Genomic DNA, 20351 nt, shown 5'->3' with positions numbered 1-20351 from the left:
GGGTGGAGCAGCCCGGTAGCTCGTCAGGCTCATAACCTGAAGGTCACAGGTTCAAATCCTGTCCCCGCAACCAACGATCTCACAACTCCCTCAGGCCGTCCGGCTTGAGGGAGTTTTCGTTTGTCCGCCGCACACGGGCAGCTCCAGCATCGACGCAAACTCACCGCGCAGTTCGATGGCGAGCTTTCCATCCGTTGCGGTCAGCACGACAGACGCTATCAACGCGCGCTGGCGCTTGAAGGCCTCCGCCTTGAGCGCATCATCATGGAACGCTGCAGCGAACTTTGTCACCCCAAACTGACGTAGCAAAACTGGGCGCAGCGAGGGAGTTGCAACAGGACATTTGGTCGCGCGTCCAATCGCACATTTTGGCTTTGCGGTCGCGCAGCAGCTTAAGCAGCATCGGACTCCGCACGCCGGTGAGCATGTCCACGGCGAGACTGTTGATCTCTTGCAACACTCCGGCGATCCGATCTACGGAGGCCGGGTCCTTCTACATTGTCTCGTTCGCTGGACGTGCCATTTCCCGCCGGAATTCGTCTGCGAACCGTCGGGCATGATGCTCAGTCAACAGATGGTGTTGAAGCGCCGAGAGCGCTGCGGCTTCGAGCGGACCCTTGTGTACGAACACCGTGCTCGAGCAAGTACCCCGCTTCTTATTTGGCCTGCGCAGCTGGAATAGTCATTGCCCGGGATTGTGTAGCCGGGCTCAGCAGCCGCCGGATAGCGCGCCAATCCACCAGCTTGAAATTCTGCGCCTGCGGAGCGTTGTCGCCGTCCTGCGCGATCATGATGCCCTCGGGGAATTCCGAACCGAAGTCGCCGAGCGCGACCTCGATGCCGTCGGTTTGGCTTACCGCCCCTAAACGGCCGGGCGCGATCCTGAAGCGTCCAAGGAAGCGTTCGCTAGCGAGATCGTACAGCGCATAGGCATTATCACCCTGACTGGATGCCACGAGTATGCCCCCGCCGGCCGGTTCCAAGGCCAGCGCCAAGCCCTCGACATCGGCGACCAAGGTACGACCACCCACCTTGGCGACGGAAACCGGCGTATTGTCTCCATCGGGGCGCGCGTCGAACCGCCAGATACCGACATCCTCCTCCGCGACGTAGAGCCGCTGACTGCGGGGATCGATCACACACCCTTCGGATTGGCTACCGAGTTTCAACGTGCGGACCACGGCACCCTTCGGAGCGCCTGCGCTGAGATCGAGTGCGACCTGATTGATCGTGCCGTCCTTCAGAACGACAAAGGCATCCACACCGTCGCCGCGCGCGGTCAGGCAGATGCCATAGGCCTCACCCGTGCCCGCCGCAACGACACCGATCGGCAGGAGTCGAGCAGCAGCGGTATCGAGCCGGAACAGCGCGATTTTCGGGGCCAGCGGGTCGTTGCGGTCCGACGCGGCCACTAGCACGGCAGACCGACCGGCAATGGTCGTCTCGATCACGTCAACATTGTTGACGCGTCCCGCGTTCACGTAATTGCGCTGACGGCCCATAAGATCATAAACGTTGAGCCCTGCCTTCTTGTCGGTGCCGACGATCAGGCTGGCAGCCGGATCCGCCGCATTGCGCCAGATGGCAGGATCGTCCGCCGCATCAGCGTTCGCAGTTTGAACGGCGTTGGTTTCACGCGAAGCGAAAACGGTTGGGGATGGCGCGCGCTTCGCTACCGTGGCCCAGTCGGGTTGGGCAGTCGCGCAGCCTGCAAGCGCGGTCGCTGTGGCTACCGCTGTCACGGTTCTGAAAAACGTCTGTCGCGATGCTGTCATGCTAAACTCCCAGGCCGGCCGCGTCGCAGTTCATTGCGTCAAAGCAATGACGCCAGAATGTACCCCGGGGAAAAACATGAAAACGATCGCCTCGCTGCGTCTCGGCGTAGCCTCAATGGTTCTGGCTGCGTCCATGCCCGCGCTGGCGCAGGAGGCACGCGGCAACACCGCGCCTGCCGAAGCGCCGCAAGAGAAGGCAGGTGAGGAGGAAACTGCGTCGGACATCATCGTTACCGGCACGATCGCCTTTCGCAATCGTACAACCGATCCCAACCCCGTGCTGTCCTACGACCTGGAGTATTTTCAGCGTTTCGAGCCGGTGTCGGTGGGCGAGATGCTGAAGCGCGTGCCTGGGGTTACGTTCACGTCCGACGTCCTGGAATATGATCAGCCGCAGTTTCGCGGCCTGCCCGGAGGCTACACGCAGGTGCTGATCAACGGGCGCCGCGCGCCCGGCGGCGAAGCGGATCGCAGCTTTTTCGTCGATCGCATTCCCGCCGAATTGGTGGAACGGATCGAAATCGTCCGCAGCCCGCGCGCCGACCAGCCGAGCGAAGGGGTGGCCGGATCGCTGAACATCGTCACCAAGGAAGCCGCCACCTTCAACGGCGGCTTTGCCAAGCTGGGCACGCTGATCAACAAAGACGGCACGTTCCGCCCATCGGTCGCCGGCGCCTATGCGGGTCGGATCGGAGAGGATACGAGTTACTGGGCTGCGCTCAACTATCAGGAGCGTCGTAATCCCAAGAAAAAGCTGTCGTTGCGCTTCGACGATGTCGCGACCGGCCCGCTCGACGAGAGCAATCCGGTCTTCAACAACACGGAGATCCAGGACGATACCCGGGACGGCAGCGACCTGTCCGGCTCCGCGGAAATCAGACATGCGCTGCCCGGCGACGGCTTCGTCCGCTTGCAGGGCTTCTTTGTCGATACCGATCGCAACGAGTTCGAGCGTTCGGTGACCTACGAAGGTGCGGACCTCGATTTTGACGGAGTCGAGGTGCAGAACGAGGAAATCAGTCAGCAGACCTATGCGCTGAGCGCGGACACGCGCATTCCGCTTGGCGAAAAGCTGAACCTCGGTCTTGCCGCCGGTTGGTCGGGATACCGGGAGGATACCGCCACGACCGTCTTCGTCGGCGAAAACGCTGACGATTTTGACGACGTCGAAATCGACGACGAGGATCGGATCAGGATCAAGGACGACGAGTTCACCGGGACGGGCTATCTCGCCCTGGAACAGGGGATCGCGAAGGTAAAACTGGGAATCGATCTGCTCCACAAGAAGCGCAGTGGCCTGAATGACGGAGACTTCCTGAGCGGCGAGTTCGCGGTGAAGGAAAAGCGCTACGATCCCTATGCGCGGCTGACGCTGGAGCCCAACAGCACGCTGAGCGCTGACCTCGGGCTGCGTTATGAGATCACGCGACGGACAGTCTCCGGAGAAGCGGTAGCGACCACCCGCTACAAAGCCGAAATGCTCAACCCCTCGGCGCACCTCCGCTATGCGCCGACAGCGGCGGATCAGTTCCGCCTTTCCATCGCCCGCACCGTCCGTCGGCCAAGCTACGATTTTATCTCGCCGTTCCAGGACGAAGAGAGCCCAGGCGACGACGATGCCACGCGCGGCAATGCCGCACTGCGTAATGAAAGCGCCTGGGGCGTGGACATCGGGTATGAGCGGCGCGTCGCCGGAAACGGGATCGTCGGCATCAATGGCTTCTACCGGCGGATCAACAACCTCATCGAACTCGTGTCACTGGGCGAGAACCCGGACAATCCGGACGGCCAGCTGTTCACTCCGCAGAATATCGGCCGCGGCAAGACGTGGGGCGTCGAGATCGATGCCTCGACACCACTCACTTTCCTGAACCTCCCCGATACTGGGGTGTTCGCGAACTATACCTACCTCGACAGCGAGGTCACCGATCCCTTCACCGGTGAAAAGCGCCAGTTCAACAACCAACCGCATCACCTGTACAATGCGGGCTTCATCCAGACCGTACGGTCGGTGAACGGCAGCTTCGGCATGACCGTATCCGGGCGAAGTAAGGCGCAGGCATCGAATTTCGATCAGACCGTCGATCTCCGTTATGGTGCCGACCTTGAAGCGTTTGTCGAAAAGCGGTTCGGCAAGACTTTCGTGCTCCGTTTTTCCGCACAGGACATCTTGCGCCGTACGAAGTACGAAGATTTCCGGAAATATGACGGGAACAACTACGCAGAAATTCTTGCCAACCGACAGGCCGGCGATGTCGATGAATATGAACTGGAGCGCGAGCGCGCAGGACCGCTGTACCAGATCACGCTGCGCGCGGCATTCTAAAGAGGACTGGCACTGATCCTGCCGGAACGCGTCACTTTATACTTGCGGCCGAGACAGCCCCTATCCTCTGCCCTACCTGATCGCGTGGGGCAGTTGTTTTTCCTTCCGCGATCAACCCGTTCGTGTCGGTCTGTTCTGCCACTGCGACATTGCCGTGGCCGGCAGGAGCGGGTGCTTCGAACATGATACCCTCGGTCTGCCAAGCGGGCCGAGGGTAAGTGCGCGTCCGGTCCACGTCCCCGTGACACGCTGCGAACGGCGAGCGGCTCGGCAGTCACAAGGGTCACGCCGTCCGACGAAGGGGTCTCTTTTGGCGCGGGCAGGCAGGGATTCTGAGCGCCGGTTTTCACATGTCGATCGGTCGGCCCTTTGCGACATCAATGTCGGCGTCGTCGGCACACGACGGCAGCAAAGCTGTCCTGCTCGCCAACCGTAGGATCGCGTGACTTTCGGTGGGGCCATTGACCCGTGCCTGCGCGGGTCGTGGCCATAGCCGGCATGTGCGCCGTTGGCAGATCGATCAATTACGAGCAGCTCGGCACCTTCGTCGCCAAACATGAACACGTGACCCGCGCAGCGGATTGAACGCCAGCAGGTCGGTTGCAAGCAAAGTGGTCGCCGTTCGAGACCGCGTCGCAACGTGCCGTCGTGTTACCGGGTGGACCGTCGCGACGCCCTCGATGCCAAAGGCGCCTTTCGCAATCAGTGCGCAACCGCGCGAAACCCGGCCGTTCGGGCAAGTTCGGCAAAAGTCGCTGGAGAGCCGGTCGGATCGGGCCCCCTGTCGCGGTTTGGAACGGACGGCCGGCACGTCGCTGTTCTCGGCGAGCATCATCAGACACACGAACGCCGGCAAGACGATGTCTTGCCGGCGTTCAATGTTCGGTCGGTCAGTCGGAGTTAGAAGCTGAAACGCGCGCCGACCCGGACCGAGTAGAGCGAGAGGTTGGGCAGCAACGCGGCAGTCGGCTCGCTTGGCGAGGAGTAGACGTAGCGACCGCAGGTGTTGGCACCGACCGCTTCGCAGGCAATCCGGATCGGGGTCTCCGTGTAGGGGAAGCCGAACTGGCGGAGCGAGCCCCACTTGTTGTTCAGCAAGTTGCCGAGGTTCTCGATGTCCGCGAAGAGCGAGAAGCGCGACGTTCCGATGAATGCCGGCACCTCCTGCTCGACGTGGAGATCGATCTTCGTGAACCAAGGCGAGCGGAACGCGTTCCGCGGTGCGATCTTGCCCTGATACTTGTTGAGCTTGCTCGTCGTAATCAGGTTTTCAAAGCGCGCCTGCGTAGCCGCATTGTCATAGCGTACCAACGGATCGCCGCCGACCGTCGGGACGTAGAGCAGGTTTCGCCCGCCGACGCCGACGACACCGTACACTGCGCCGCGACCCTGAGTCGGATCGAACGAGGTGTAGCTGAAGGGACGGCCGCTCCGGGTTTCACCGAACAGGGTCGCCGAGGTGTTGAAGTCCCCGAAGAAAGCCCGAACGAAGCTGACGTTGTATTTGACCTGATATTTGGTTTCTTCGTTCGACGTGCCGTAGGTCGCCTGATTGCTCCCGTTGAACGCGCCGCTGTTGTAGTTCGAGCCTGCCGTCGACGAGGTCGCGGGGGCTTCGTCGGTCACGTCCTGATACGTGAAGCTTGCGCCGAAGCTGAGCCCCAGATCGAACGATTTTTCGAAGCGGGCGACGGCGACGTAGCTGCGGCCACGCTTCACGTTCGTCAGCAGGATGTCCTGGTTGGTATCGGCGGCGAGGACCGCGGCGGTCAGGCCGGACTCCGCGATACGACGGTAACGCTGGCGACCGTCCGGGGTGAGCGAGCCGGGGATCGGGACCGAGCGTATATCCCGGAACGCGACCTGGTTGCGCACGGCCGAATAGAGGAAGTCGACGCCGAAGTTCCACTTGTCACCAAGCGGGCCAAGATCGGCCGAATAGTCGGTCGACAGGGTGGCACGCCACTGCGACGGCAGCTTGAAGTTCGGATCGAGTGCATTCGTGGTCGCGGTCGTGGCGAGCGTCCCGTTCTGCAGCAGCGTACCTGCGGCCGGGGCAATGGCAGTCCCGTTGACGTTGGTCAGGATCGCCGAACCCTGCGCCGGCGTTGCGCCGGTGTAGGAGGTGGAGTTGTTGTTTTGCCGGACGTCGATCGAATTGGTCAGGATGCCGGTGTTCGAGAAGCTGTTCGAAATATAGACGTCTGGCGCGCCCCCGGCGAAGATGCCGACGCCACCGCGGAACGAGAGGCGCTGCACCGGCTTGAAGTTGAAGCCGATGCGCGGCTGGAACACGCCGCGACCGTTGATGAAGCTGGTGTTGTCGAACCCGTAGCGAGCCAGGAAGTTCGGGTTCTGCTCCGCGGCGCTGTGACCGCCGAACAGATCGTAGCGCGCGCCGTAGGTAAGGGTCAGCATGTCGTTGACGCGCCAGTCGTCCTGGATGCCGAACGTGTAGGTCTGGTACCCAAACTGCGCCGCGGCGTCATTCTCGTCGAGCGACGTGGCGTTCTGGTAGCGTAGACGCTGTGCATTGCCGGCCGCGAAGTCGGCGATCGAGTCGAAGTAGTAGTCGCCAGCCGAACGCTGGAGGAACTGGTTGAACGTGTCGTTGTCCTGATATTCCGCCAGGATCTTCAGTTCGTGACCGTTGAGCGTCAGACGGGCCAGGCCGGAGAAGCCGTAGGTCTTGCTGGTGAGCGCGTTCGACTGACGCGAGATGTCCGGACCGAACGAGACGGTAGGCACGCCGTTCGGGCAGACGATCGACAACGAGGTCGAGGTGCCGAGCGCCGCCGCTGCGGTGCCGCGGTCCGAAGTCGGCGCAGTGCAGACCTGGAACTGCCCGAACCCACGACCCAGGATCGGGTCCTGACCGCGCTTATAGTCCTTGTAGAAGCCGCGGACTTCGGTCGAGAAGCTGTCGGACCAGTCCGAATTCAGCTGCGCGATACCGGAGTGGAGGCGGTTGGAGGCGCGATAGCCGTTCGACCGCAGGCCGAGCGACGGCGTCGCCGTGCTGGTCGACGCGTTCTGGCTGATGAGGATCGAGTCCTTCGTGTAGGTGTAGGTCAGCGAGGCGCGCTGCGTATCCGAAAGGTTCGCATCGAGCTTGGCCACGACGCGGTCGTCTCGATCGTCCGAGTTGCTGAGCACGCCGCCGGTTTCGTAACCGTAGCGGCTCTGCGCGATCTGACTGACCTGGTCGATCGCCGCGCTGGTGAGGTTCGGGATGCCGACGCCGGCGCCGCCGTCGCTGGCCCCTTCGAAGATCGGCGTGCCGGCGCGGATCCGTTCACCCGCAACCATGAAGAACAGCTTGTCCTTGATGATGGGACCGGACAGCTGGATGCCGTAATCTTCGGACTTGAAGTTGGGAATAACGACGCTGCGGTTGCCGATCGTCTTGTCGCCGTTCAGCTCGTCGTTGGTCTGGCTGTAGAAGCCGGTGCCCTGGAAATCGTTGGTGCCGGAGCGCAGCACGATGTTGATGGCGCCGCCCTGGAAGTTGCCTTCGCGAATGTCGAACGGCGCGATCTTCACCTGGAACTGGCCGATCGCGTCGAGCGGCACGGGGCCACGACGGCTTGGCAGACCATCCGGGTTCAAACCGAAATTGTCGGAGACCGCGACGCCGTCGACCGAGAAGCGGTTGAAACGCGGGTTCTGACCGGCGAATGACACGGCGCGGTTGTTCGCGAGATCGAGCGAGGCAAACGGATCGCGGCGGGCGAGATCGCGGATATCGCGGTTGATCGAAGCGACCTGCGCGATGTCGGCGCGGCTGAGCACCGTGCTGGGGCCCTGCGACACGCTGCTGGCGTTCGATGCGGCCGCCGTGATGACGACTTCTTCGCCCGCATCGGCGGTGTTCGCCGCGGTCAGCGTGATGGGAACTTCATAAGCCTGGCCGACAATGGTGAAGATGTCGGTGATTGTTGCATCGGTGTAACCCGGCGCGCTGACAGCGACGCTGAACGGGCCGCCCACGCGGAGGCCGTTGGCGTTGAAGCTGCCTGACGCGTCGGTCGTGAGCGTCGAGCGGGTGCCCGTCGACGGATTGGCGATGACGACGGTCGCCCCGGCAACCGGCGCACCGTTCGCGGTGACGGAACCGCGGATAATCGACGTAGTTTCCTGCGCATAAGCCGCCGGCGATGCGAGCGCGACGACCGCGCAGCCGATCAGAAACTTGTTCATGTCCGTGTAATCCCCCTGTGTATACGCGACATCGACCGTTCTGGCTCCGGCCGTGTGCCTTCGATCGTCCGGCCGATCGGCTCCGGGACAATCGTCGGCGCAAACCGCGACGTGGCGTTGCAACGACGCGGCCGGTAGCCGAGTCCTTCCGGTGAGCAAAGCGGGATGAAAGCCGCTTGATTCGCGGGTTTTGGCGCGTCGGCGAGAAAGGTCGGCGGCAGATTGGCGCAAATCCGGGGCTTTCTACCGGTGTCATTTGCGCGTCACAAAATACGTTATGAGAGAAGGTTTTTGCTGTCGCCGGATTAACGTCCTTCAATGATGTCGAATATGTAAAATTGTGGTCTTCCTGCAACATGCGGTTCCGTCGTTCGCGATTTGACGGGCTTGAAAGTCTTGGGAGACGGCCCGTAACGGTCGTGCCAAACGATACTCGTCCGGATGGATGAACCGCCGACTGCGATCCCAACGGCGACTCGTCTCGAGACAGGAAAGTGCGACGTCGCCGCCAGACTGACGGCGGGTAACGGCTTTTGCTTCGCCACTCCGGGCAATTCAGCGCCACGTCGAAGTTCGGCAACAGCGGGTCGCCACGGTGTTGCCCTGCCGGCGACCGCTTGGGACGTCCCGCCGGCAGGGGCTACGCAGTGACCGAGTCGCCCGCGCTGACATTACAGTGCCGCAAACTTGTTGCTGTGAAAAGACTGTGTCGCTGCGTTACGAATATGACGATCGTGCAATACAGCTACCGCATGATCTCAGGGTCGGACGACGTGCGGGATGTCGTTAGGCGATTTGACCTGACGCCCAGATGTGCAGTTTTGCGTGTCATGGTGTCGGCTGCCGAGGCCGGAATGCCGTAGTCGCGAAACCGCCGCGTATCAGGTTGCGCCCAGGGTCAGCGTTGCCTGTATTCCCCCGTCGGGGTGGGCGGCCAGGGAGAGGGTGGCGCCGGTCGCTGTCGCCTGAGCGCGGGCGATCGTGAGGCCGATGCCGGTGCCGTCGCCGCTCGACCGTGAGACGTCGGCGCGGACGAACGGGTCGAAGGCGCAGGCGAGCATCGCGTCGCTCATGCCGGGACCGTGGTCGCGTACGGTGACGATCACGGTCTTGCCGACGCGACGCGAGGCGATGTCGGCATCGCCGCCATATTTGATCGCGTTGTCGATCAGGTTCGACAGGCAGCGGGTGAGCGCGTCCGGCCGCACCCGGACCAGCGCGCCGCAGCCATCGACGAACCGGACGGCGTGGCCGAACTCCGCGGCATCGTCGGCAAGGCTGGACAGCAGCGAGTCGAGATCGACCATCGACCAGTCCTCCACACTGTCCGCGCTGCGCGCGAGATCAAGGCCGCGCTTCAGCATCGCCAGCGTCGCCGACAGATCGGCCACCAGCCGGTCGCGCAGCACCTCGTCCTCGACCTGTTCCAGGCGGAGACGCAGGCGGGTGAGCGGGGTTTGGAGATCGTGGCTGATCGCGGCCAGCATGCGGGTTCGTTCGCGAAGGCCCGCACGGACCCGTTCCTGCATGAGGTTGAATGTCGCAAGCGCAGCGCGGACGTCGCTGGGGCCGGTTTCGAGCACCGGTTCGGCGTCGATCGATCCGGCGAACGCATCGGCGGCGGCGGACAGGCGACGCAGCGGGCTGGTCGCGAGCGCCGCGACCAGCAGCGAGAGCGCGATGGCGGCGGCGGCCACGAGCCACAGAAACACCGTGTCGGTCGACCAGCTCGGCGGCAACGGCAGCCGGGGGAGGGCCACGGCCAGGGCCAGCGGCCGGCCGTCCAGCCGGAACCGGACGAGCCAGCAATCCGGCACCATCAACGGGGCGAACCCCGCGGCGCGCGGGCGCCCCCAGAACGGATCGTTGCGCAGGCAGACACTGGCCGGCGCGCGTCCGACCGTCGGCCGCATGCCGGGCGCAATGCGAAGCGCCAACATCCGGGTCAGCGCGTCGTCCTGGACCGTCGCCGGGATCGGCGGCCCGTCGACCAGGCGCGCGCCGACCAGGCGGTTGTCGCGCAGGCTGGCGAGCGTGCCCGCACGGTCGCGGTGGAGCCGGTCGATCACGTCGACCGCGCTGGCGATCACCCGCTCGCTGCGCAGGCGGTCATACTCTGCGCGCCGACCCTGTTCGGCGAGGAGCAGCGCCCCGAACATGGCGAGCGAGATGCCGACCGACAGGATCACCGCGATCCGGCCCGCGAGCGAGCCCATGAACCGAACGAGCCGATCGATCGCGCGCATCATTCGAACCGCACGGTCGCGGCGAGCATGTAACCCTGGCCACGGACCGTCAGGATCAGGTCGTCGCCATCGGGGCGCAGTTTCTGGCGCAGCCGGCTGATCTGGTTGTCGATCGTCCGGTCATAGGCGGCGGTGGCGGCGCGGGCGGGAAACAGCGCCTCGCGCGAGAGCGGCCGCCCGGCGGACTGGACGAGGCGGGAGAGCATGTCGAACTCCGCGGTAGACAGCATCACCACACTGTCGCCGGGCGCCAAGAGCCGCCGTTTGGTGAGGTTGAGCCGCCAGCGGCCGAAAAGCGCGTTGCGCGGCCCGGCGACCGCGCCGGCATCGCGCGCACCGCGCCGGAGCAGGTTGCGGACCCGCGCGGTCAGCTCGCGCGGCTCGAACGGTTTGGTGAGATAATCGTCGGCGCCGAGTTCGAGTCCGAGGACCCGGTCGATCGCGCTGTCGCGTGCGGTCACCATGATGATCGCGCCTTCGTAGCCCTCGGCACGGAGTTCGCGGCACAAGGTCAGCCCGTCGCCATCGGGCAGGCCGAGGTCGAGGACGATGAGGTCGACGATGCCGGCGGCGAGCACCGCGCGGATGCCGGCGACGTCGCCCGCCGGGGTCAGGCGATATCCCTCCCGCATCAGCTGCGCGGTCACCAGGTCGCGGATGTCGGCATCGTCGTCGGCGATCAGCAGGTGCGGGCGATCGGTGGGGGTGGTCGTCGTCATTCCGGTTCCGCGCGGTCCGGGGCGCAGATGGCCGCCGATGGAGCATAGGTGAGCGCCACGCGCATGCACAGTAGCGCCAGGCGTCGATGCGCGTCACAGGATCTGAGGCATTGTGCGTTGATCGCCCGGGCGATCTCCTGCGCCGATCGGTGGGACCAGTAACGGAACTCGTTCGCGTCCATCGCCGGCGGGTCGCGTTCGTCGACCGTCACAATGTGTCGTCCGACCCGATCGCCTGGTACAGCGTCACGCGGTTGACGAGGTCGGTCAGCGTGGCGGTGATCGCGGTCTGTCGCGCGGAATAGAGCGTGCGTTGCGCGACCAATGTGGTCAGGAAACTGTCCGTGCCCTCCCGGTAGCGCGCCTCGCTGATTCGGTAGCTGGTCTGCGCGGCGGTCACGAGATCGGCCTGCGCGCGGCGCTGCCGATCGATCGTGCCGCGCCGGGCAAGGCCGTCGGCGACGTCGCGATAGGCGGTCTGCGCCGCCTTTCGGTAGGTCGCGAGATAGTAGTCCACCTGGGCCCGGGCGTAGTCGAGATTGCCGCGGTTCGTGCCGCCGAGGATCGGGATGCTGGCGGACGGCGTCGTCGTCCAGGTCGCGCCCGAGAACAGGCCGGTCAGCGCCGTGCTGGCGAGACCCAGCACGCTGGTGAGCGAGATCGTCGGGAAGAAGGCGGCACGCGCCGCACCGACATCGGCGTTGGCGCTCTTCAGCTGATGTTCGGCCTCCACCACGTCGGGGCGATCGAGCAACACGGTGGACGAGAGCCCGGCGGGCACGTTGGCGATCGCGGGATCGAGCGCGGCGAGACTGGCGGGCAGCAGCGCGTCCTCGACGGGACCGCCGACGAGCAGTTCGAGCGCGTTGCGATCCTGCGCGACCTGGGTCGTGCGCTGTGCCGCGTCGGCTTGCGCCTGGGCGAGCAAGGTGCGGGCGTCGGCGACGTCGGCGCCGTTCACCAGCCCGGTGTCGTGCAGTTCCTCGTTCAGCCGGACCGTCCGCGCGCTGCTCTGCACCTGATCCTGCGACACGGTCAGCAGGTCGCGGTCGGCGGCGAACGTGAGATAGGCGCTGGCCGTTTCGGTGACGACGGCGAAGCGCGTCGAGCGGGCGCCGCTCTGCGTGCCGAGATAGGTTTCGAACGCGGCCTGCGACAGGTTCTTCTGGCGACCGAACAGATCGAGTTCGAAGCCGCTGATGCCGACATTGCCGGAGAATAGCGAGCCGGACCCGGACGTCGCGGTGCCGCCGCCCACCGCCTGGGCAAGCGAGGCGCTGCCGTCCGCCGACAGGGTGGGCAGCTGTGCGGATCGCTGCACGCGGTACAGCGCGCGGGCGGAGGCGACGTTGGCGACGGCGGCGGCGAGATCCTGGTTGTTCGCCAGCGCGCGTTCGATGACGGTGCGGAGCTTTTCGTCGCGGACGAGCGAGCGCCATGGCATCCCCGCCTTGCCCGCGGCCGCGGGAGCGTAGGCGGCGCCCGACGGCCATCCCTGCGGCACGGATTGCGAGACCGACCGGACATAGGTCGGCGCCAGATTGCAGGCGGTGAGCGCGCTCGCCCCCAGCATCAGCAGTGCGGTACGCAGGCGGATCATGCCGCGGTCTCCTTGCGGCCATGGAACAGTTTCGCGACGACGACGAAGAACAGCGGCACGTAGAAGATCGCCAGCACCGTCGCGGTCAGCATGCCGCCGATCACCGCGGTGCCGATCGCGATGCGGCTGTTGGCGCCCGCACCACTGGCGACCGCGAGCGGGAACACGCCGAAGATGAAGGCCAGGCTGGTCATCAGGATCGGGCGCAGCCGGGTACGCGCCGCCTCCAGCGCCGCATCGACGACATCCTTGCCGGCGCGGCGGGCTTCCTCGGCGAATTCGACGATGAGGATCGCGTTCTTGGCGGCGAGACCGATCGTCGTGATCAGCCCGACCTGGAAGTAGATGTCGTTGTCCAGCCCGCGCAGCGTCACCGCCAGCACCGCACCGATGATGCCGAGCGGCAGGACGAGCAGCACCGCGATCGGCACCGACCAGCTTTCGTAGAGTGCGGCGAGGCACAGGAAGACGATCAGGACGGACAGGCCGTAGAGCATCGGTGCCTGGCCGCTCGCCTGCTGTTCCTGGAACGACAGGCCCGCCCACGCATAGCCGGTGCCGGGTGCCAGTTCCTTCTGGAGCTTCACCATCTCGGTCATCGCGGCGCCCGAGCTGCCGCCCGCGGCGGGCTCACCCTGGATCTCGTAGGAGGAGCGGCCGTTGAAGCGCGCGACGCTGTTCGGGCCCTTTTCCCACGACAGTGTCGCGATCGAGGAGAAGGGCGCCATCGTGCCGTCCGCGGTCCGGATGAACCAGCCGTCGAGATCGTCCGGCAGCATGCGGTAGGGGGCGTCCGATTGCATATAGACGCGCTTTACGCGACCGCGATCGACGAAGTCGTTGACGTAGACGCCGCCCCACGCGCTCGACAGCACGTTGGTCACGTTGGCCTCCGTCAGGCCGAGCACGGCGAGCTTCGCGTCGTCGAGCGTGACGCGCAGCTGCGGCGTATCGGGCAGCGTGGATGCGCGGACGCGGGCGAGCTTGGGGTCCTTGTTCGCCGCGGCGATCAGCTTGTCGCGGAGTGCCACGAAGGCGTCGCGGCTGAGCCCGCTGGTGTTGGTCAGTTCGAACGTGAAGCCGTTCGACTGGCCCAGGCCCGAGATGGCCGGCGGGGTGAGCGGGATGACGGTGGCATCACGGATCGTGCCGAATTCCTTCATCGCGCGGCCGTTGAGCGCGTCCGCGCTCTGGTCGGCCTTCTTGCGATCCTCGAACGGGGCGAGGCTGGCGAAGGCCATGCCGGCATTCTGGCCGGATCCGCTGAACCCGAACCCGGTGATGCTGAACGCGTTGGCGACCGTCGCCTTCTCCTTGGTGGAATAGTAGGCCTGGATCTTGTCGCGCACGGCCTCGGTCCGCTCGTTGGTGGCGCCGGCGGGCAATGTGTACATGACCATCACCTGGCCCTGATCCTCGGTGGGCAGGAAGCTGGTCGGCAGCCGCACGAACAGGATTGCGAGCACGATCGTGATGACGCCGACAACGCCCAGATGGAGCCAGCGCCGGCCGATCACCGCACGGGTGCCCGCGACATAACGCTGCGTCGTGCGGTCGAACCAACGGTTGAACCGGCCGAACACGCCGCGCCGTTCCAGCGGGTCGCCGTGAACCGGCTTGAGCAGCGTCGCGGTCATTGCGGGGGTCAGCACGAGTGCCACCAGCACGGACAGCAGCATCGCGGACACGATGGTGATCGAGAACTGGCGGTAGATGACGCCGGTCGATCCGCCGAAGAACGCCATCGGCAGGAACACCGCCGACAGGACGAGTGCCACGCCGACCAGGGCCGAGCCGATTTCGCCCATCGAGCGGATCGTCGCGGCCTTCGGATCGAGTTTCTCGTCGGCCATCACGCGTTCGACATTTTCGACCACGACGATCGCGTCGTCGACGAGCAGGCCGATGGCGAGCACCATGGCGAACAGGGTCAGCGTGTTGATCGAATAGCCGAAGACCGACAGCACGCCGAAAGTGCCGAGCAGGACGACCGGGACGGCGACCGCCGGGATCAGCGTCGCGCGCCAGTTCTGGAGGAACACGAACATCACGACGATGACGAGCACGATCGCGATGGCGAGCGTTTCGATGACCTCTTCGACCGACAGCTTGACGAAGGTCGTCGTGTCGCGCGGGTAGGCGATCGCGTAGCCGGCCGGCATGTTGGTCGCCAGTTCCGCCATCCGCGCCTTCACCGCGGTTGCGGTTTCGAGCGCGTCGGCGCCGGTTGCCAGCTGGATCGCCATGCCCGACGCGGGGTGGCCGTCGAGCTGTGCCGAGGTGGTGTAGCTGTCCTGCCCCAGTTCGACGCGAGCGACGTCGGCCAGCCGGACGATCGATCCGTTGCTGGTGGTCTTCAGCACGATCTGGCGGAACTGTTCGGGCGTCGACAGGCGCGACTTGGCGCGGACGGTGGCGTTGAGCATCTGGCCCTTCACCGCCGGCTGTGCGCCGACCTGGCCCGCCGCGACATCGACATTCTGCGCCTCGATCGCGCTCTGCACGTCCGACGGCATCAGCTGGACCGCGGCGAGCTTGGTCGGGTCGAGCCACACGCGCATCGCATATTGCGAGCCGAACACCTGGCTCTGGCCGACGCCCTCGACGCGGGCCAGATCGTCCTGGAAATTGCTGACGAGATAGTCGGCGATGTCGCTGGCGGACGCCTTGTTCGTCTTGTCGTACAGCGCGACGATCAGCAGGAAGTCGCTGTTCGACTTGGTGACGGTCACGCCCTGCGCGGTCACGGCGCTGGGCAGCCGGGCGGTTGCCTGCTGGACCTTGTTCTGGACCTGCACCTGCGCAGTGTCGGGGTCGGTGCCTTTCTCGAACGTCACGGTGATCGACGCCGAGCCGGAGGAGTCCGAGCTGGACTGGAAATATTGCAGGCCGTCGATGCCGGTCAGCTGCTGTTCGATCACCTGAGTCACGCTGGTTTCGAGCGTTTCGGCGGATGCGCCGGGATAGGTCGCGTTGATCGCGATCGTCGGCGGCGCGACGTCGGGATATTGCGCGATCGGCAGCGCGCGGAGGCCCGCAATGCCGCCGAGCATGATGACGATCGCGATCACCCAGGCGAAGATCGGGCGTTCGACGAAGAAGCGGCTGATACCCATGTTATTTGGTCCCGGTCTGGACGGCGACGGGCTTCACGGCCGCGCCGGCCTGCGCCTTGTCGGTGCCCTGCACGATCAGGCGGTCGCCCGCCTTGAGGCCGGCGGTGACGAGCCATTTGTCGCCGATCGCCTGACCGGTGGTGACCTGGCGCAGCGCGACCTTGTTGTCGGCGCCCACGACCAGCGCGGTGGCATTGCCCTTCGCATCGCGGGTGATGCCCTGTTGCGGTGCGAGGATGCCGTTGCGCACGACCGTCTGCGGCACGGTCAGCCGCACGAACATGCCGGGCAGCAGGATGCCCTGCGGGTTGGGGAAGCGGGCGCGGAGCGTGACGGTGCTGGTGGTGGTGTCGACCGTGACCTCGCCGAACTGGATCGTGCCGGTCTGCGCATAGCCGCGGCCGTTTTCCAGCGTCAGGCGCACGGTCGTGCTGGCGGGCAGCGTGTCGCCGTTGGCGAGGCTTTCGCGGAGGTCGAGCAGCGCGGTGCTGGATTGCTGGATATCGACGAAGATCGGATCGAGCTGCGAGATGGTCGCCAGCGCGGATGTCTGCCCGGCGGTCACGAGCGCGCCGACGGTGAAGGCGGAGCGGCCGATGCGGCCCGAAATGGGTGCGTAGACGCGGGTGAAGCCGAGGTTGACGTTCGCGGTGCGCAGGCTGGCGCGGTACTGCGCGGTGCTGGCGGCGGCCTGCCGCGCGGTGGCGACGGCGTCGTCGACGTCCTGGCGCGCGACGGCGTCCGCGCTTTGCAGCCGGTTGTAGCGCGCGACCTTGGCCTGCGCGGTCACGGCCGCAGCCTGCGCGCTGGCGAGTTGCGCCGCGGTCTGGTCGCGCGTGGCGCGGTAGAGCCGCGGGTCGATCTGGTACAGCGGCTGGCCGGCGCGGACGACTGCGCCTTCCTCGAACAGCCGCGCCTTGATGATCCCGTCGACCTGCGGGCGCACCTCCGCCATCGCCGTCGCGGCGATGCGGCCGGTGAGTTCGGTGGTGGTGGTGACGGGCTGTGCCGCCAGCGTCACGACGCCGACCTCGGGCGTGGGCGGCGGACCCATCGGTGCGTCGGACGCGCCGCCGCAGCCGGTGAGGGACAGGCCGAGCAAAAGGATCGGGGCGAGGCGCAGGGGCGAGGGGAGCATGGCGCTGTTTCGCTTACCGGGGGCGACGCAGGCGGATGCCGCGCAGGTCGGTGCCGGTGTGAGGCGACGCCGTGTCGTGCGCGGACCGGACGGCATCCGGTCGGGGCGCGGACGCCGCGGCGACCATCGCGGCGGCGAGTTCGAATGCGAACATGGGGAGAGGACCTTCTCTGGTGGTCCTCTCGACTAGACGCGAAATCCGCCCCTAAACATGCACGCGGGGTAAGCGAACGTATCGGATTGTAACGGGCGGAGCGTCAGACGGTCGCGGCCCCGGTCAGGCGAGGACCCGCCGGGCGAACGCGGTGGCGGCGGCGAGGCCGTCCTGTCCGACGCTGTGGCCCATGCCCGGCGAGACATGGGTTTCGACCGCGACGCCGACCGCCGCGAGGGACGCGGAGGCGAGGTCCAGCGAGCGGAACGGCACCACTTCGTCATCGGTGCCGTGGATCAGCAGCACCGGCGGGCGGCTGCGGATCTCGCCCTCCAGCCGATCCGGCGCGACGAGCATGCCTGACATGCCGACGATGCCGGCGATAGGCCCTGCGCGGCGGAGACCGACGTGCAGCGCCATCATCGTGCCCTGGCTGAACCCGACGAGCAGGAGGCGGTCGGCGGGCAGGCCGGTTTTCTCGAGCTCCTGCGTGATGAAGGCGTCGAGCGTCGGCGCGGCCGAAACGGCCCCCGCCGCGCGTTCGGCCATCGAGAATGTCTGGATCGGCCACCACTGGTAGGCGGCGGCCATCTGCGGCATCCGCATGGGTGCATTCGGCGCGACGAACGCGGCGTTCGGGAGTGCCGGCTGGATCATGCGCGCCAGCGAGATGAGATCGTCGCCGTTCGACCCGTAGCCATGGATCAGGATGACGAGCGCGTCCGGCGCGGAGCCGGAGAGGGGGGCGAGGCGGGGACCGTCGAGCGACACGGAAGACCTTTCAGCGGTGGGGGCAGGGCAGACCTAGCCGGTCGGCGCGGTCATGTCGCGGCGCGATCGGCGTCCTCGTTCGACGCGGCGACTTCGCGCGCGAGGCGGATGAAGGCCGTGAACGCGGCGGACGGGTTCCGGCGGTTCGGATAGTAGAGGCACAGCGGCGCGAGTGGCGGCGTCCAGTCCTCCAGGATCCGGACGAGGCGGCCGGCGGCGAGGTCGTCCCGAATGTCGGGTTCCATGAAGAAGCCGATGCCGACGCCCGCCAGAACGGCCATGCGGGAGAGGCTGGCCTCATCGAGCGTGATCGGACCCGCGACATCGATCTGGACCGCCTGTCCCTCCCGTTCGAAATGCCAGCGGTAGAGCGCGCCGTTGGGAAGCCGGATGCGGATGCAGGGATGACCATGCAGGTCCGGCGGGACGCGCGGGATGTCCCTGTCCCGGAAATAGGACGGGGCGGCCACGACGGCGAAGCGGCGGACGAGGCCGAGCGGGATCGCGATCGTGTCGCTGGGGACGAGGTCCGCGGTTCGGACGCCCAGATCGAAGCCCTCCGCCACGATATCGACCAGGCGCCCCTCGGTGACCAGATCGACGTGGACGCGCGGATGGCGGCGCAGGAACTCCAGGATGAGCGGTGAGAGGATTTCGCGCGCGGCCGTCGCAAAGGCGTTGATCCGGAGCGTTCCGGACGGCGTCTCCTGCTGCGCACGCGCCATGTCCATTGCCGCGGTGATGGTGTCGAGCGCCGGGCCGACTTGACCGACGAAGGTCCGGCCGGCGTCGGTGAGCGAGACACTGCGCGTCGTGCGGTTGAACAGGCGGATGCCGAGCTGCCGTTCGAGCTTGCCGATCGCGTTGCTCAGGGCGGTGGTCGATACCCCCAGTTCGAGCGCCGCCGCACGGAACGAACCGCGCCGCACGATGGCGAACACCGCCTCCAGCTCGATCAGGCCGGACCTAGCCACCGTCCCGGAAATCGCAACGCTTCATCCCGCTTTGTCCCGATTATCGTGGCCGTCGTCCATCGCTAATTCGAGGTCCGACGAGGCAGGCACGCGGCCGGCCCGTCGATCCGGAGCCAATGGAGAAGCGAAGATGACCGTCACATTGCCAGGCACGATCGCAGCCTATTTCGAAGCGGATGCAGCGGGCGACGCCGGGGCGGTTGCCCGGTGCTTCGCGAAGGACGGCGTCGTCAAGGACGAGGGCGAAACGCATGTCGGAGGTGCCGCGATCGGGCAGTGGAAGGCCAATGCGTCGAGCCAGTATCATTACACGGTCGAGCCGTTCGCCGTGGCAACCGAGGGCGACCGTACCATCGTCACCGCGCATGTGGCGGGCGACTTTCCCGGCAGCCCGACGGACCTGCGCTACCGCTTCGTCCTGGCCGGTGGGAAGATCGCGGAGCTGGAGATCGTCCCGTGACCCCGTTCGTGACGCTGGAGGGAAAGCGGGCGCTGATCACGTCCGGCACGCGCGGGGCGGGGGCCGCGACGGTCGCGTTGTTCCGTGAACTGGGCGCGGAGGTTCTGACGACCGCCCGGACGAAGCCCGATGCCCTGCCGGACGAGTTGTTTATCGCGGCGGACCTGACCACGCCGGAGGGATGCGCGGCGCTGGCGTCCGCGGTTCTGGCGCGATGGGGTGGGGTGGACATCGTCGTCCATATGCTGGGCGGGTCGACCGCGCCTCCCGGTGGGTTCGGCGCGCTCGGCGATGCCGAATGGGCGCGGGCGCGGGCGCTGGACCTGAATCTGATGCCGGCGGTCCGGCTCGATCGTGAACTGGTGCCCGACATGGTGGCGCGCGGCGACGGTGTCGTCGTGCATGTGACGTCGATCCAGCGCGTGCTGCCGTTGCCCGAGGCGACGACCGCCTATGCCGCCGCGAAGGCGGCCCTGTCGACGTACAGCAAGAGCCTGTCCAAGGAGATCGGGCCCCGCGGGGTTCGTGTGGTGCGGGTTTCGCCCGGCTGGATCGAGACCGAGGCTGCGGTGGACCTAGCGGAGCGGCTCGGGGCGGAAGGCGGGGTGGAGGCAGGCAAGCGGATGATCATGCAATCGCTGGGCGGGATCCCGATCGGGCGGCCGTCGACACCCGACGAGGTGGCGAACCTGATCGCCTTCCTGGCATCCGCCCGCGCCGGCAGCATCACGGGCGCCGAATATGTGATCGATGGCGGCACGGTGCCGACGGCTTGAGCCGGGACCAGGTGCTGCGCGCCGTTTTCGTGCCGTTCGTCGATTTCCTGGCGGCCTGACTGTAGTGATGATGCTTGCGTGTGCGTGCTGTGACGT

The 20351-nt window shown here is 66.1% G+C and carries 15 protein-coding genes; 3 read left to right on the top strand and 12 right to left on the bottom strand.

Going from position 1 to position 20351, the window contains the following annotated elements; translation table 11 throughout:
• Positions 1-90: 90 nt before the first annotated feature.
• The gene (locus IEX50_RS13950) at positions 91-291 is read right to left on the bottom strand and encodes a hypothetical protein (protein ID WP_157176206.1); all 201 of its coding nucleotides are present in this window, start codon (positions 289-291) and stop codon (positions 91-93) included.
• A 365-nt stretch (positions 292-656) separates the two neighbouring features.
• A complete protein-coding gene (locus IEX50_RS13945; protein WP_157176207.1) occupies positions 657-1775 on the bottom strand; it encodes a phytase in 1119 nt (372 codons plus the stop codon).
• A 76-nt stretch (positions 1776-1851) separates the two neighbouring features.
• Here IEX50_RS13945 and IEX50_RS13940 point away from each other — a divergent pair, with 76 nt between their 5' ends.
• Positions 1852-4101 carry a TonB-dependent receptor plug domain-containing protein gene (locus IEX50_RS13940; RefSeq protein WP_184075292.1) on the top strand — a complete coding sequence of 750 codons (2250 nt, stop codon included), beginning with the start codon at positions 1852-1854 and terminating at the stop codon, positions 4099-4101.
• A 900-nt stretch (positions 4102-5001) separates the two neighbouring features.
• Here IEX50_RS13940 and IEX50_RS13935 read toward each other — a convergent pair.
• The 10 genes from IEX50_RS13935 to IEX50_RS13890 form a co-directional block, all read right to left on the bottom strand.
• Positions 5002-8301, bottom strand: coding sequence for a TonB-dependent receptor (locus tag IEX50_RS13935; protein ID WP_157176209.1), 3300 nt, complete (start codon positions 8299-8301; stop codon positions 5002-5004).
• Positions 8302-9182: 881 nt separating this feature from the next.
• Entirely contained in the window at positions 9183-10547 is a 1365-nt protein-coding gene (locus tag IEX50_RS13930; RefSeq protein WP_229674029.1) for an ATP-binding protein, read from the bottom strand.
• Positions 10547-11266: a response regulator transcription factor gene (locus IEX50_RS13925; RefSeq protein WP_157176211.1), complete on the bottom strand. Its 720-nt coding sequence runs from the start codon at positions 11264-11266 to the stop codon at positions 10547-10549. Before IEX50_RS13925 ends, IEX50_RS13930 begins: the two co-directional genes overlap by 1 nt.
• Positions 11263-11478, bottom strand: a complete 216-nt coding sequence (locus tag IEX50_RS13920) for a hypothetical protein (RefSeq protein WP_157176212.1) — start codon at positions 11476-11478, stop codon at positions 11263-11265. Before IEX50_RS13920 ends, IEX50_RS13925 begins: the two co-directional genes overlap by 4 nt.
• Entirely contained in the window at positions 11475-12866 is a 1392-nt protein-coding gene (locus tag IEX50_RS13915) for an efflux transporter outer membrane subunit (RefSeq protein WP_157176213.1), read from the bottom strand. Before IEX50_RS13915 ends, IEX50_RS13920 begins: the two co-directional genes overlap by 4 nt.
• Positions 12863-15982, bottom strand: coding sequence for an efflux RND transporter permease subunit (locus IEX50_RS13910; protein ID WP_157176214.1), 3120 nt, complete (start codon positions 15980-15982; stop codon positions 12863-12865). Before IEX50_RS13910 ends, IEX50_RS13915 begins: the two co-directional genes overlap by 4 nt.
• Before the next feature lies 1 nt (position 15983).
• Positions 15984-17120, bottom strand: coding sequence for an efflux RND transporter periplasmic adaptor subunit (locus IEX50_RS13905; protein ID WP_184075290.1), 1137 nt, complete (start codon positions 17118-17120; stop codon positions 15984-15986).
• Positions 17121-17133: 13 nt separating this feature from the next.
• The gene (locus tag IEX50_RS13900; protein WP_157176215.1) at positions 17134-17274 is read right to left on the bottom strand and encodes a hypothetical protein; all 141 of its coding nucleotides are present in this window, start codon (positions 17272-17274) and stop codon (positions 17134-17136) included.
• Positions 17275-17397: 123 nt separating this feature from the next.
• On the bottom strand, positions 17398-18045 hold the full coding sequence (locus IEX50_RS13895) for an alpha/beta hydrolase (protein WP_157176216.1): 648 nt from the start codon (positions 18043-18045) through the stop codon (positions 17398-17400).
• Between the two features lie 50 nt (positions 18046-18095).
• The gene (locus tag IEX50_RS13890) at positions 18096-19019 is read right to left on the bottom strand and encodes a LysR family transcriptional regulator (RefSeq protein WP_157176217.1); all 924 of its coding nucleotides are present in this window, start codon (positions 19017-19019) and stop codon (positions 18096-18098) included.
• 130 nt (positions 19020-19149) lie between these two features.
• Between IEX50_RS13890 and IEX50_RS13885 the strand changes: the two genes are divergently transcribed.
• Positions 19150-19479: a nuclear transport factor 2 family protein gene (locus IEX50_RS13885; protein ID WP_157176218.1), complete on the top strand. Its 330-nt coding sequence runs from the start codon at positions 19150-19152 to the stop codon at positions 19477-19479.
• A complete protein-coding gene (locus IEX50_RS13880; RefSeq protein ID WP_157176219.1) occupies positions 19476-20255 on the top strand; it encodes an SDR family oxidoreductase in 780 nt (259 codons plus the stop codon). Before IEX50_RS13885 ends, IEX50_RS13880 begins: the two co-directional genes overlap by 4 nt.
• Positions 20256-20351 lie beyond the last annotated feature (96 nt).

Source organism: Sphingomonas prati (assembly GCF_014643515.1).
In the GTDB taxonomy this organism is placed as follows: domain Bacteria; phylum Pseudomonadota; class Alphaproteobacteria; order Sphingomonadales; family Sphingomonadaceae; genus Sphingomonas_R; species Sphingomonas_R prati.
This window is presented reverse-complemented; position numbering and strand designations above follow the sequence as displayed.

Excerpts from the sequence above, each read along its gene's own strand:
- IEX50_RS13945 (WP_157176207.1), bottom strand. The coding sequence starts at position 1,775 with ATGACAGCATCGCGACAGACGTTTTTCAGAACCGTGACAGCGGTAGCC.
- IEX50_RS13940 (WP_184075292.1), top strand. The coding sequence starts at position 1,852 with ATGAAAACGATCGCCTCGCTGCGTCTCGGCGTAGCCTCAATGGTTCTG.
- IEX50_RS13935 (WP_157176209.1), bottom strand. The coding sequence starts at position 8,301 with ATGAACAAGTTTCTGATCGGCTGCGCGGTCGTCGCGCTCGCATCGCCG.
- IEX50_RS13930 (WP_229674029.1), bottom strand. The coding sequence starts at position 10,547 with ATGCGCGCGATCGATCGGCTCGTTCGGTTCATGGGCTCGCTCGCGGGC.
- IEX50_RS13925 (WP_157176211.1), bottom strand. The coding sequence starts at position 11,266 with ATGACGACGACCACCCCCACCGATCGCCCGCACCTGCTGATCGCCGAC.
- IEX50_RS13915 (WP_157176213.1), bottom strand. The coding sequence starts at position 12,866 with ATGATCCGCCTGCGTACCGCACTGCTGATGCTGGGGGCGAGCGCGCTC.
- IEX50_RS13910 (WP_157176214.1), bottom strand. The coding sequence starts at position 15,982 with ATGGGTATCAGCCGCTTCTTCGTCGAACGCCCGATCTTCGCCTGGGTG.
- IEX50_RS13905 (WP_184075290.1), bottom strand. The coding sequence starts at position 17,120 with ATGCTCCCCTCGCCCCTGCGCCTCGCCCCGATCCTTTTGCTCGGCCTG.
- IEX50_RS13900 (WP_157176215.1), bottom strand. The coding sequence starts at position 17,274 with ATGTTCGCATTCGAACTCGCCGCCGCGATGGTCGCCGCGGCGTCCGCG.
- IEX50_RS13885 (WP_157176218.1), top strand. The coding sequence starts at position 19,150 with ATGACCGTCACATTGCCAGGCACGATCGCAGCCTATTTCGAAGCGGAT.